Annotated in this window: 8 protein-coding genes; 2 read left to right on the plus strand and 6 right to left on the minus strand. The window is 69.7% G+C overall.

The features are described from left to right. Nucleotides 1-192 precede the first annotated feature (192 nt). Genes KEG38_RS53855 through KEG38_RS53870 form a run of 4 tightly spaced genes read right to left on the minus strand, consistent with a single transcriptional unit; the run spans nt 193 to nt 3,710 of the window. On the minus strand, nt 193-1,620 hold the full coding sequence (locus KEG38_RS53855) for a DNA methyltransferase family protein (RefSeq protein ID WP_272428927.1): 1,428 nt from the start codon (nt 1,618-1,620) through the stop codon (nt 193-195). Next, on the minus strand, nt 1,617-2,087 hold the full coding sequence (gene fabZ / locus KEG38_RS55340) for a 3-hydroxyacyl-ACP dehydratase FabZ (protein ID WP_308215676.1): 471 nt from the start codon (nt 2,085-2,087) through the stop codon (nt 1,617-1,619). Before fabZ ends, KEG38_RS53855 begins: the two co-directional genes overlap by 4 nt. Then, nucleotides 2,084-3,097, minus strand: a complete 1,014-nt coding sequence (locus tag KEG38_RS53865) for a UDP-3-O-(3-hydroxymyristoyl)glucosamine N-acyltransferase (RefSeq protein WP_272428928.1) — start codon at nt 3,095-3,097, stop codon at nt 2,084-2,086. The genes fabZ and KEG38_RS53865 overlap by 4 nt, the downstream gene beginning before the upstream one ends. 10 nt (nt 3,098-3,107) lie before the next feature. Next, nucleotides 3,108-3,710, minus strand: a complete 603-nt coding sequence (locus tag KEG38_RS53870; RefSeq protein ID WP_272428930.1) for an OmpH/Skp family outer membrane protein — start codon at nt 3,708-3,710, stop codon at nt 3,108-3,110. Between the two features lie 183 nt (nt 3,711-3,893). Between KEG38_RS53870 and KEG38_RS53875 the strand changes: the two genes are divergently transcribed. Continuing rightward, nucleotides 3,894-8,654 (plus strand): MopE-related protein, encoded by a 4,761-nt coding sequence (locus KEG38_RS53875; protein ID WP_272428931.1) that lies wholly within the window; start codon nt 3,894-3,896, stop codon nt 8,652-8,654. Between the two features lie 23 nt (nt 8,655-8,677). On the opposite strand, the gene aqpZ is transcribed toward KEG38_RS53875, so the two are convergent. Together aqpZ and KEG38_RS53885 are read right to left on the minus strand one after the other, a co-directional pair. After that, nucleotides 8,678-9,427, minus strand: coding sequence for an aquaporin Z (gene aqpZ, locus KEG38_RS53880; protein WP_272428933.1), 750 nt, complete (start codon nt 9,425-9,427; stop codon nt 8,678-8,680). Nucleotides 9,428-9,504: 77 nt separating this feature from the next. Beyond that, nucleotides 9,505-10,578 (minus strand): class I SAM-dependent methyltransferase, encoded by a 1,074-nt coding sequence (locus tag KEG38_RS53885; RefSeq protein WP_276074957.1) that lies wholly within the window; start codon nt 10,576-10,578, stop codon nt 9,505-9,507. A 284-nt stretch (nt 10,579-10,862) separates the two neighbouring features. Here KEG38_RS53885 and KEG38_RS53890 point away from each other — a divergent pair, with 284 nt between their 5' ends. Beyond that, nucleotides 10,863-13,550: a hypothetical protein gene (locus tag KEG38_RS53890; protein ID WP_272428937.1), complete on the plus strand. Its 2,688-nt coding sequence runs from the start codon at nt 10,863-10,865 to the stop codon at nt 13,548-13,550. Nucleotides 13,551-13,958: the final 408 nt, after the last annotated feature.

The raw sequence follows: 13,958 nt of genomic DNA on the forward strand, positions 1-13,958 counted from the left end.
CCATGCGCAAGCTGCTCGGTGCGGTCTACAGCGTCGCGAAAAACCGTCGACCCTTCACGCCGCAGCTCGCCGCTGCGTCGGTTACGGACTGACGATTTTTCTTGCGTGGGGGTCCCGGTATCTCAGGGCACGGCCTGGACCGAGGGTGGAAGAACTGCGCGAGGGTCGCCGCTGGCTCGTTGGCGCGGGTCGTCAGAGGGGGCGCTCGAGCGCCTTCAGCGATATCGACTGCAAGAGGACTTTTCCGATCGGCCGTTTGTCCTCCCAGAAGACGCGCGCCTCGAAAAAGGCCCGCGCTTCCTCGCTCTGCAAGGCCCGGAGCGCCGCCTCGGCCTCCTCACGGACCTCGAACGGGAGGAAATAACACGTGTCGTCGAGCACCACCGGGCGCCCCTCGTACGGCTCCACCAGCGAGAAAGAAAACTTCTTGTACAGCCCGCAAATCGCCACTTTGTAGGGCGCGAACGTGTACGGGCCGATGCCGAAGACGGAGAAGGGAGGTTTGTCCCGGTATATGGAGCTCTTCCGGACGTCGAGCTTGCCCTCGTGCCGGACGAGGTAGGCCCACGCCCGCGGCGCATCGGCCTGCAAGGTCCGCGTCTCCTCGCCGAGGGAGCGTTGTGTCACGAGCACGAAGCGCCTGCCCGGGCGCCGGCCATTCGCCACGTCCGAGCCCTTGAGCAGCGGGAAGACCACCGAATCCTCGATGTCGACCCGCTCGCCAAGGCCATTCACGAGCGCGCCGTCCCGCGCCTCGAGCTCCATCACCGGCGCACAGTCGTGCTTGAGCCCCGAGCGCCACGCCGGCGTGCATTGGCCTTCGAGGTCCTTCGTCCGCTCGAATCGATCGATGTCGCTGTAGAGCCGGCCGCCGTGCACGCCCATCGTCCGCCGGGGCGTTTCGGCGTCGAGCGAATCGAAGACCGCCCAGCCGCGCGCAGGCGAAGCGCCGGGCGGATCCGCCGCGAGCGTCATCACCACGGCCGCCGTCGCCACGTCGAAGGCGCCGCGCGCGTCGATCCGATAAGTCGCACCCGAGAGCGAGATGCTCTCGCGGGTCACGTGCTCCATCACCCGCCGCGCCACGCTGCTCTTGCAGAGCACGACCATGCGGAAATCACGGCCCCGGAGCGCCGTGAGCAGGCGCAGGAGGATCCACTCCGAGACGTCGAAATTGCTCTTGCCCGTCTGGGCGTCGAGGCCCCTGAATCGCTTGAAGTTCGATTTCTTCGGCAAGTTCCGCGAGCCGAGCGCGCCGAGGTCCGCGCTCGTGACCCAGGGCGGATTGCCGAGCACGAGGACCGGATCCGGCATCGCCGCGAGCACGTCCTCCCACGCGACCTCGAAGCAATCGCCGAGCGCAATCTCGACCGGGCGGCCCGCGAGCGCGCAGCGCGCCGTCTCCACGTGCTCGGGGTCGATGTCGAATCCGCGGGCGAGGGTGTCCGGAAAAACCTCGGCGGCGGCCGTGAGGAAGGCCCCACGTCCGCACGTGGGCTCGAGGATCGAGGCCGGGCGCGCGCCGAGACGCGCGGCGAGGCGGGTGACGTGCCGCGCGAGATCGAGGGGCGTTTGCCAGTCCCCACGCTCGACGCGCGAGGGCCGCGAAAGCGCCGTCACCGCGAGGCGTCCGCGACCTGCGCGAGCATCTCCGCCTCGGCGCAGAGGTTGCCGTCGACGCGCGCCTCGCCCCGGAGCTTCCACACCGGGCCCCGCCGCTGGAGCGCCGTGGCCGAGAGATCGAGCCGGTCGCCCGGTACGACGGGCCGGCGGAAGCGCGCCTTGTCGATGCCCAGGAAAAGCACGACCTTGGGCTGCTCGGTCCGCGCAGGGTCGGACGCGTGCGCGAGCAGGCCGCCGAGCTGCACCATCGATTCGACGATCAGGACGCCGGGCATGATCGGGTGCGCGGGGAAATGGCCCTGGAACCAGGGCTCGTTGTACGCGACGCACTTGTGCCCCGCGATGCGCTCGCCCGGGACGAGCTCCGTCACGCGATCGACCATCACCATCGGATACCGGTGCGGCAAGATCGTGAGGATCTCGCGCACCTCGATCGGGAGTTTTACGTTCGCCCCTTCGGTCACCCTGACCGTCCCTTTCGTTTGCGCGCCGGATCTTCGGTCGACGCTCGGGGCTTCGGGTCGCCTTCGGCGCCCTTCGCCCCGAACCCCAGATGACGCGCCGTCGCGCGCAGCCACCGCGCCTTTTCGACCGCGGGATACCCGCCGAAGACCGCGCCCGCGGGCACGTCGCCGATGACGCCCGCCTTCGCCGCGAGCCGCGCCCCCGCGCCGACCTCGCAATGATCCGCGACGCCGACCTGTCCGCCCACGAGCACGCCCGCGCCGATGCGCGACGAGCCCGCGAAACCCGATTGCGCCGCGACGAGCGCGCCCGCGCCGATCGAGGCGTTGTGGCCGACGTGCACGTGCGCGTCGAGCTTGGCGCCGCGGCCGATCACGGTCGGCGCGAGCGTGCCGGCATCGACGGTGCAGAGCGGGCCGATCTCGACGTCGTCCTCGATGACGACGCCGCCGAGCTGCGGCATCCGCACGACGCTGCCCGCAGGAGATGTGGCCCAGCCAAACCCGGGGCGTCCGAGGACCGACGAGGCGCCGACCGTGACGCGCGCGCCGAGCGAGACGCCGCCGTACACGACGACGTGCGGCTCGATGCGGCAGTGCGGGCCGATCTCGGCGCCGGCATACACGACGGCGAAGGCGCCGATGATCGCGGTTGGATCGACGATCGCGAAGGGATCGATCTGCGCGAGCGCGCGCGCATCCACGGGCTCGGGCTGGGGCACCTGTTCGAGCACGCAGGCGAGCGCGTACGCGGCGCGCGGGTGGATCCAGCGTTTGCCCGCGGGAACGAGCGAGGCGAGCGGACCGTCGACGAGCAAAAAGGCCGCGCTCGCGCGCGCGGCTTCGAGGTAGCGGCGCGAGAGCAGCGGCGCGAGCGTCGCCCCGGCTTCGGAGGTCTCGGCATCGCCCACCGGCGCGACGCGGGACACGACGGCGTCCTCGAGACCCGGATCGAGCATGCCGCCGTGCTTCGCCGCGAGCTCGCGGAGGGGCACGGGCGCGGGGAGCACGGCGCCGCCGCTACTTCTTTTCGTCGCCGCCTCCCGACGGCTTGTCGCCGCCGCCCTCGGCCGGGGCGTCGCCGCCGCCGTCGCCGCCGGAGTTGTACATCTGCACGACCTGCTCGGTGAGGTCGAGATCCGGCCGCGCGTAGGGCGTCGCGGAGCGGTCGAGGATGAGCTCGTAGCCGCTCTTCTTCGCGAGGCGGGTGATGATGCCCATCATCTTGCGAAGGATCGGGCCCGTCAGGTCGCCCTGCTTCTTCTGGAGCTCCTTGTTGTAGTCGACGAAGCTCGTCTGGAGCTCGACCATGCGGCGCTGCCAGTCCTCCATGCGGCGCGCGAGGGCCTCGCGCGAGAGCACGCGGGCCTGGCGCTCGATGTCCTCGCGCGCGCGCTGGAGCTCCTCTTGTTTCGCGTCGAGCTCCTTCTGGCGCTTGTCGAAGAGCTTCTTCAACGTGCCCTGCGCGCGGATGCCGTCCTCGGTCTGCATGACGGCCTGCTGGACGTCGACGACCGCGATCTTGCTGTCGGCCGAGGCCTCGGCCGGGGCGAGCGAGACGAGCGCGGAGAGCACGGAGGCGGCGAGTGCCGCGTGGAGGCGGGGAAGGCGACGCGGTAGCATGAAGACGATGAAGCTCGCTTACCTGCGCACGGAGATGCGGTCAAGCACGCCGCACGTCGTGAAGGTGGGAAGCGGAGCCGAGCCTCTGCGTGGCGCGACGGAGAAAAGCGGGAAGGGTGCGCGGCATCGCCCTTGCGTCGTGTTTGTCACCGCGGTTATGTCGGAGAACCATACGAGGACCTCATGGGATTGTTCGACTCTCGCAGACGCCGAGGGCGCAGCATCGCGCTGCTGTTCGGGCTCGCTGCGACCACGCTCTCCGCGGCCGCGACCGCGCAAACCTTCCCCGCCGTCGCGACGTGGGCGCCGCTCACGCGCTTCGACGCCGGCTCGGGCACGCACCTGCCGATCGGTGACGTCTCCGGCGACGCGACGGGCGCGCGCGACATCGTGGGCAACACGGCGAACCCCGTGGCGTACGTGCACGCGGACGGGACGCACTTCTACTTCCGCCTGCGCGTCAACGCGACGGCCCTCGCCGGGGCGACGAACTTCGACAACGGCTCGAGCTTCGGGTGCGTGATCGACGCGGACGCCGACGCCTCGGATTTCGAGTTCAGCGCGCTCGTCGACGGCATCTCGGCGCCGGACGCCGTGCGCTTCTGGGTGAACTCGACCCAGCAGGTGTCGGGCTCCCCGGCCGACACGCCCGAGGTGATGGTGAAGGCCTACCTCGGCCCGCTGCAGACCGGGCAGCCGGGCTTCGGGTATGCGCGGCAGGTCGCGGCGGGCTCGGTGTTCCCGATCGGCGCGCCGGACGCCGACTTCTTCGTCGACTGGGCGGTCGAAAAATTCCTCCTCCAGGCCGCGGGGGTCGGCGACGGGACGCCGCTCCGTTTCGCGTGCGGCACCGGCGTCAGCACCTCGACGCTGTCGACCGATTTCACGAGCACCCCGAGCCTCGCGCTCGTCCTGAGTGATCCGTATCTCTGCGGCGGATCGGGCTGCATTCCGCAGACCTGCGCCGGATACGGGCAGCTCTGCTCCGCCGGGATCGGCGCGTGCGCGGTGTCGGGCTCGCTCTCCTGCAACGAGGCGGGCCAGGCCGTGTGCGACGCGTTCCCAGGCGAACCCTCGCAGGAGACGTGCAACGCGGTCGACGACAACTGCGACGGCGTGGTCGACGATGGAAACCCGGAGGGCGGCAGCGCTTGCGTGACGGGCCTCGCCGGCGTGTGCAGCGCGGGCACGGAGAACTGCCTCACCGGCGTGGTCCAGTGCACGCCGAACGTGGCGCCCGGATCGAACGCCGAGACGTGTAACACGCTCGACGACGATTGCGACGGCCAGACGGACGAAGGGTTTGCCCTCGGCGCGAGCTGCACCGTGGGGCTCGGCGTCTGCGCGGCTTCAGGCGTGATCATCTGCGACGGGCAAGGCGGCGCGACCTGCAGCGCGACGCCGGGCACGCCGCAAACCGAGACGTGCAACACGCTCGACGACGATTGCAATGGCTTCGTCGACGACGGCGATCCGGGGGGTGGGCAGGCCTGCGTGACCGGCCTCGATGGCGCCTGTAGCGTGGGGATCACGGCCTGTTCGTCGGGCAACGTGGCGTGCGTGCCGGCGGTTCTTCCGGGCGAGCTCCCCGAGACGTGCAACTTCACGGACGACGATTGTGATGGCCTCGAGGACGAGGATCTCGGGCTCGGCGCGGCATGCGTCGAGGGCGTCGGCGCGTGCGCGGTCCTGGGCTCGGTCGTGTGTACCCCGCAGGGCGGGACGGCCTGCAACGCCGTCGCGGGGACGCCGGGCACCGAGGTTTGCGGCAATGCGGTCGACGAGGATTGTGACGGCGCGCTCGACAACGGCTGCCCGGACACCGACGGCGACGGGCTGATCGACGCGATCGAGGAGCAGATCGGGACCGACCCCGCGGACGCCGACAGCGACGACGACGGCGTGGCCGACGGCGAGGAGACGGACGTCGCGCTCGATACGGACGGCGACGGGCTCGTCAACGGGCTCGACCCCGACAGCGACGACGACGGGCTCTACGACGGCACGGAGACCGGCAAGGATTGCAGCGGGCCGGGCACGGACGCGGCCGCCGGCCATTGCAGGCCCGACGGGGACGCGGGCCTCACGACGACGAACCCGCTCGATCCGGATTCGGACGGCGGCGGCGTCATCGATGGGTCGGAGGACGCGGATCTCGACGGCGTGGTCGACGCAGGCGAGACCAATCCCACGGCAGGGAGCGGCGCGGACGACGCCCAGACGAAGGACGCGGACGGCGACGGGCTGAGCGACGGGCTGGAGGAGACGATCGGCACGGATCCGAACGACGCCGACAGCGACGACGACGGGCTGCTCGACGGCGACGAGGCGAACCCCGCCGACGACACCGACGGCGACGGGCTCGTGAACACGCTCGATCCGGACAGCGACGACGACGCGCTCTTCGACGGCACGGAGACCGGCAAGAACTGCACGCACCCCGCGACGGACCCGGCCGCGCAGAACTGCCGGCCCGACATGGACGGCGGCAACCTCCAGACCTCGCCGGTCGATCGGGACACCGACGGCGGCGGCGTGAGGGACGGGGCCGAGGATCGCAACCTGAACGGCCGGGTCGACATCAACGAGACGGATCCGACCGAGGGCAACGCGCCCGACGATCAGCAGCTCTCGAACCTGGACAACGACGGCGACGGGCTGACGAACCAGCTCGAGGCCTTCCTCGGTTCGAACCCGAACGACGCCGACAGCGACGACGACGGCGTGCTCGACGGCGAAGAGTCGAACCCGTCCGACGACACCGACGGCGACGGCAAGATCAACGTCCGCGATTCGGACAGCGACGGCGACGGGCTCTTCGATGGGACCGAGGTCGGTAACGATTGCTCGCATCCATCGACGAACCCCGCGGCGAACGCCTGCCGGGCAGACGCCGACATGGGCGCGACGCACACGTCGATGGTCGATCCGGACTCGGACGACGGCGGCGTGTCCGACGGCGCCGAGGACAAGGACAAGGACGGCGCGCTCGATCCGGGCGAGACGAACCCGACGAAGGGCAACGGCGAAGACGATCCGCTCGACAGCGACGGCGACGGGCTGCTCGACAAGCTGGAGCTGATGCTCGGCACCGATCCGTTCGATTGGGACTCGGACGACGACGGCGTCTCCGACGCGGAGGAGCCGAACCTCGGCGAGGACACGGACGGCGACGGGTTCATCAACGCGCTCGACCCCGACAGCGACAACGACGGGCTGCCGGACGGGCTCGAGATGGGCAAGGGCTGCACGAATCCGGACACGGACCCGTCCGCGGGCCAGTGCATCCCCGACGGCGATAACGGCGCGACGAAGACCGATCCGCTCGACTGGGACACGGACGACGGCGGCGCGAGCGACGGGGCCGAGGACAAGGACAAGGACGGCGTCATCGACCCAGGCGAGACGGACCCGACCACGGGCCACGGCGCCGACGATCCGCCGGATACGGACGGCGACGGGATCTTCGACGACGACGAGGAGGTGATCGGGACCGATCCGAACGACGCCGACACGGACGACGACGGCGTGCGCGACGGCGACGAACCGAGCTTCGGCGTGGACACGGACGGCGACGGGCTCATCAACGCGCTCGATCCGGACAGCGACAACGACGGGCTCTTCGACGGCACCGAGCTCGGCCTCGATTGCACGGATCCGGCGACGGACATCACGGCGGGCCATTGCGTGGGCGACGCGGACGGCGGGCTCACGACGACCGATCCGCTCGATTGGGATACCGACGACGGGACGGTGAGCGACGGGTCGGAGGACTGGAACCTCGACGGCAAGATCGACCCGGGCGAGACGAACCCGACGGCCGGGAACGGCGCCGACGACGTGGCCGTGACGGATACGGACGGCGACGGGCTGAGCGACCAGGTCGAGGAGACGATCGGCACCGATCCGAACGATCCCGACACCGACGACGACGGCGTGATCGACGGGCAGGAGCCGAACCCGACCGACGACACGGACGGCGACGGCACGATCAACGCGCTCGATCCGGATAGCGACGACGACGGGCTCTTCGACGGCACCGAGATGGGCAAGGATTGCAGCTCGCCGGCCACGGATCCGGCCGCGGGCACGTGCGTCGCGGACGCCGACATGGGCGCGACGACGACCTCGCCGCTCGATCCGGACACGGACGACGGCGGCGTGTCCGACGGCGACGAGGACACGAACGGCAATGGCGTGATCGATCCGGGTGAGATCGATCCGAACGACGGGAGCGACGACGCGACGAAGCTCGACAGCGATGGCGACGGGCTGACGGACGCCGAGGAGGCGCAGATCGGCACGGATCCGTTCGACGCCGACAGCGACGACGACGGCGCGTCGGACGGCGCGGAGCTGGACGTCGGGGTCGACACGGACGGCGACGGGCTCATCAATGGGCTCGATCCGGACAGCGACGACGACGGGCTCTTCGACGGGACCGAGCTCGGCTTCGATTGCTCGGGGCCGGGGACGAACCCGATGGCCGGCAACTGCATCCCCGACGGCGACAAGGGCGGGACGAAGACCGATCCGCTCGACGCCGACACGGACGACGGCGGCGTGCGCGACGGCCTCGAGGACAAGGACAAGGACGGCGTGGTGGACGCGGGCGAGACGAACCCGCTCGATCCAGCCGACGACCGCCCGGGGCTCTGCGAGACGGACGAGGATTGCGGCGGCCCGAACAGCGGTCAGATCTGCGTGGAAGGGTCGTGCACGGAGGGCTGCCGCGGCGAAGGTGGCAATGGCTGCCCGACGGGCGAGGAGTGCACCTCGACGAACACCGCACCGGGGCTCTGCGTGTCCCCGGAGGAAGCGGTTCGCCTGGCGGGCGGCGGTTGCGCCTGCGCCACGGGGCAAACGGAAGGCGCGCCGGGCGGCGTGGCCCTCGCGATCGTGGCGCTCGGCGCGCTCGTCCTGCGCCGCAAGCGGCGCGCGTAATCAAACCACCTCCCTCACACCCTCTACGCCCGCGTGGGCACCTCCTCCGCCGGCCCTGGCGGACCGGGGCGTGCCTTGCGCAGCACCTGATCCGGCTCGAGCGCGCGCGCCGTGAGACCCGCGAGCGCGGCGCCGAGCAGCGGCGCGACCCAGAACATCCAGAGCTGCACGAGCGCCCAGCCACCCACGAAGAGTGCTGGTCCCGTGGAGCGCGCCGGGTTGACCGAGGTGTTGGTGATCGGGATGGCGACGAGGTGAACCAGCGTCAGGCAGAAGCCGATCGCGAGCCCGCCGAACGTGTTCATCGCGCGTTTCGACGTGGCCCCGAGGATCACCACGACGAAGAAGAAGGTCATCACGACCTCGACGAAAAACGCGGACGCCGCGGAGTAGCCGCCCGGCGAGTGCGCGCCATAGCCGTTCGCGCCGAGGCCGCCCACGGCGGGGTCGTAACCGCCGGGCATGCCTCGCGCGATGATCAGCAAGAGGCCTGCGCCGATGATGCCGCCGACGAGCTGGGCCATGACGTATGGCAGCACCTCCGCGCGTGGAAAGCGCCCGGCCGCCGCGAGGCCGACGGTCACGGCCGGATTGAGGTGCGCGCCCGAGATGTGGCCGAACGTGTAGGCCATGGTGAGCACCGTGAGGCCGAACGCGAACGCGACGCCGTGGTTTCCGATCCTGTCTCCCGCGATGACGGCGCTGCCGACGCCGCCGAGCACGAGCCAGCACGTACCGACGGCCTCTGCGATGGCCTTTCGTCCGATGGACATGAGACGTCCCCCCTTTCCCCACAGGTGAACGTGGGGTGGGACGCGCTCGCGTCCAGGCGCCGCCCTGCTTCTCGCGATCAGCCGGGCGCGAGCTCCAGAAGCGAGTGGTAGATCCCCAGCCGCTCGTGCGTCGTCTGGAGCACGAGCCCTTCCTCGCGGGCGAGCGCGAGGATGTCCTCGGCGCGGTACATGCGGCTGTTGCCGTTCGCGATCGTCGTGAAATACGGCGACGTGTTGATCAGGCAATAGGCCGCCGCGTCGAAGCGCTGCCGATCCCAGAACGTATCGAGGATCCAGAGCCGCCCCCCGGGGCGCAGCGCGCGGCCGGCGCGGCGCAGGATCGTCCTCACCTCATCCTCGGAGAAACACACGAGGAACTGGCTCATCCAGACCGCATCGAAACCCGAGGGCAGCTCGGCGTGTGGATCGAGCACGTTGACGGGGCAGGGCACGGCGCGGCCGTCGACGCCTTTTTCGCGCAGGTTCTGCATCGCCATTTCGAGCTGGCCGGGGAGATCGACCAGGGAGACGCGGAGCTCGGGCGATCGGGAGAGGCAAAGCGAGGCCCATTTGCCGGTATTGCAGCCGATGTCGAGCAGGTTCCGCGGCTCGCGTTCGAGCACGATCCGGCTCGCCGCGGGGAACGCGGCGTCCGAATAGAAATGGTCGAAGCGCAGCCACGCGCTCTTCGCGTCCTCGGGCAAGTGCGCGAGCGCCTCGTAGACCGTCTTCCATTCGCCGAAGACCTTGAGCCCCGCGGGCTCGCCGAGCCGGAGCGCGTCTTCCAGCTTGTGCATGCCGAGGTAACAGACCTCGTGAACGAACTCCATGTTCACGGCCGTCATCTCGTCGCGGCGGATGAAGGCGCCGAGCGTGGTGATGACGAATCGACCGTTGTCGTAGGCCACGAGATCCGCAGAAAGCCCGCATTCGAGCAGGACCGTCGCGGCGTAGATGGAAAGCCCCGTCTTCGCGGCCGCCTCGGCGGCCGTCATCCCCTCGACGCCGCGGTCCTCGACGGCCTCGAGCAGACCTGTCGATCGCAGAAGGCGCGTGGCCTGGAACACGATCGGCGCGAAAGCGATCCGTTGGGCGTCAAAGCGTGTTTCCAGGCCAGTCTTGTCGGTTCCGAAGCGTTTGTGTAGCACCATCACCTCCGCGGGGGGGTCGCATCATGCCCGGGACGGAGAAAAAGTCCCACGATAACTTTACGCTGATGCGCGCGTCGTGGCGTCGTGGGTGAGGACTCTCGCCCTCAATTGCGGGGTCTTGTCCTCATTTCGAGGCTGGTAAGCGGGTAGTGCAGCGCAAGATGCCAACACATTCATGATCTCGTCCAGCACGTTTTGTGTGATATGTGTCCCTGACGATAGCCATGAACCCCGGTCCGAGGGAGAACATGAAACGACGAAGTATATTGGGGCACAAAACGATCGTGAGCGGCGTCGCTCTCGTCGTGGGCTTTCTGGGGCTCGCCGTGCCCGTCACGGCGCGCGCGCAGACATTCCCGGCCGACGACGCATCGTGGGTCGCGCTGACGCGCACGGATCCGGCGACGGGTATGACGACGCCACTCAGCGATCCCGAAGGCGATACCGCGGGGCCGCGTGACATCGTCGGCAATGAGCAATTCCCGCTCGCCTACGTGTACAGCGACGCGACCCATTATTACTTCCGGATGCGGATCGACGAGACCGTCCTGCAGAACGCGACGAGCTTCGCGCCGTTCGGCTGGGGTTGCGTGATCGATACGGATGGCGATCTGACCAATTACGAGTACAGCACGCTCGTCAACGGCACCTCGAACCCGGACGAGGTGCGGCTGTGGGCCAATACGACGCAGCAGACGCCGAACGATCCCGGCGATGCGCCGGAAACGTTGCTCAAAGCGTACTCCGACCCGCTCGACTCGGCCTCGCCGGACTTCGGGTACGCGCGCGAGGCCCCGGCGGGCTCGAATTTCCCGCTCGCCACGCCGACGCCGGACTTCTTCATCGACTGGGCCGTCGAGCGGAACGCGCTCATCGCCGCAGGTATCAGCCTCGATCAGCCGCTGCGTGTCGCCTGCGGCACGGCCGCGAACGGCACGTTCCTCTCGCAGGACTACACCGGCCCGGCGAGCCTGCCCGATCTGCTCAGCGATCCGGTGAGCTGCGGCGCCGAGGGCTGCATTCCGCAGGACTGCATGGGCGCCGGCGAAGCTTGCTCCGCGGGCGTGGGCGAGTGCCTCGTGACGGGCGTGCTCGTGTGCAACGCGGAGGGGCAGGCGGTCTGTAACGCGTTCCAGAACGAGCCGGGGACCGAGGTCTGCGACGGCCTCGACAACGATTGCGACGGCGCAATCGACAACGGCTGCCCCGACACCGACGGCGACGGCATCCCCGATTTCGCAGAGGGCACGCTCGGCACCGATCCAAACGACGCCGACACCGATGACGACGGCATCCCCGACGGAGAGGAGCCGAGCGCCAACGTGGACACGGACGGCGACGGGCTCATCAACGCGCTCGATCCGGACAGCGACGACGACGGCCTCTTCGACGGGACCGAGGTCGGAAATGGTTGCAATGCGCCCGCGATCGATCCCGCGGCAGGCCATTGCATCCCCGACGGCGACATGGGCACGACGAAGACAAACCCGCTCGACCCCGACACGGACGCGGGCGGCGTGTCCGACGGCGCGGAAGACAAGGACCGCGACGGCGTCGTCGACGCGAACGAGACGAATCCGACGGACGGCAACGGCGCGGACGATTCGACGAACACGGATGCCGACGGCGACGGGCTGAGCGACGATTTCGAGACGGGAATCGGGACCAACCCGAACGACGCCGACAGCGACGACGACGGCGTGCCCGACGGCGAGGAGCCGAACCCGACGATCGATTCGGACGGCGACGGGCTCATCAATCCGCTCGATCCGGACAGCGACAACGACGGGCTCGCCGACGGCACGGAGCTCGGCAAGGATTGCTCGAACCCGGCGACGGACCCAGCCGCGGGCAATTGCGTGCCCGACGGCGACATGGGCGCGACGACGACGTCGCCGATCGACGCCGATACGGACGACGGCGGCGTGAGCGACGGCTCGGAGGACAAGGACCTCGACGGCGCGATCGATATGGGCGAGACGGACCCGACGGCGGGCCACGGCGACGACGATTCGATGAACCCGGACGCCGACGGCGACGGGCTGAGCGACGACGTGGAGGGGAGCCTCGGCAGCGATCCAAACGACGCCGACAGCGACGACGACGGCGTGCCCGACGGCGAGGAGCCGAACCCGGCGGACGATACCGACGGCGACGGCATCAAGAACGTGCTCGATCCGGACAGCGACGGCGACGGGCTGAAAGACGGCACGGAAATGGGCAAAGGTTGCTCGGGCGACGGGACCGACCCGGCAGCCGGCAACTGCGTGGCCGACGGCGACAGCGGCGCGACGACGACCGCGCCCCTGAATCCCGATACCGACGGCGGCGGGCTCGCCGACGGTGACGAGGATACGGACAAGGACGGCGTGGTCGACCCCGGCGAGACCGATCCGACGAAGGGTCACGGCGGCGACGACGACGGCGATCCCGACGACGACGACGACGGGCTGACCGACGACGAAGAGACGGTGATCGGGACCGACCCGAAGGACGGCGACAGCGACGACGACGGCGTGCCCGACGGCGAGGAGCCGAGCCCCGGCGTGGATACCGACGGCGACGGGCTCGTCAATGCCCTCGACCCGGACAGCGATGACGATGGCCTCAAGGACGGCACCGAGCTCGGCAAGGATTGCGGGGCGGCGGGGACGAATGCCAATGCCGGCCATTGCACGCCCGATGGCGACATGGGCGCGACGACCACGGATCCGCTGAAGGCGGACACCGATGGCGGCGGCGCAAGCGACGGCGACGAGGACACGGACAAGGACGGCGTCGTCGACGAGGGCGAGAAGGATCCGAACAACAAGGCCGACGACGTGCCCAGCGAGGAGCCGTCGGACGACGGCATCCTCCTCACGGGCCACGGCCTGATTTGCGCGGCCGGTCGCGGCAGCGAGAGCGGCAACGCGGCGCTCGTCGCGCTCGCGGCCCTCGGCGCCCTCGTGATCCGCAGGAAGCGTCGTTAAGTCGGCGTGAAGCGGTGAAATGCACGCGGGGAGCGGTCGGCGAAAGCCGGCGCGCTCCCCGCGGTTTTTTGGCTGAGCATTGGGAGGCGCTGCGCTGGGGCTTTGCCCCAGACCCCACCGGGGCTGTCCGCCCCTGGACCCGGACCAGCGCAAGCGCTGGACTCGGGGTCGATGAACTGCGCGATGCGCAGTTCATCGAACAGGCCAGGTCAAGACCAACGACGATCCTGCCAATCAAGACAGCCGCGCTGACGGTTCAACGGGCCACGCGCCCGTCGCCAGCGTGCAACGCTCCTCGCGGTCTTGCCACCGACTGTGGGAAGAACTGCGCATCGCGCAGTTCTTCCCCAAATGGTCCAGGGCTTGCCCTGGTTCGGGTCGAGGGGCGAACAGCCCCCGCGGGGCCCG

The sequence above is a fragment of the Polyangium jinanense genome, from assembly GCF_028435265.1.
Classification (GTDB): domain Bacteria; phylum Myxococcota_A; class Polyangia; order Polyangiales; family Polyangiaceae; genus Polyangium; species Polyangium jinanense.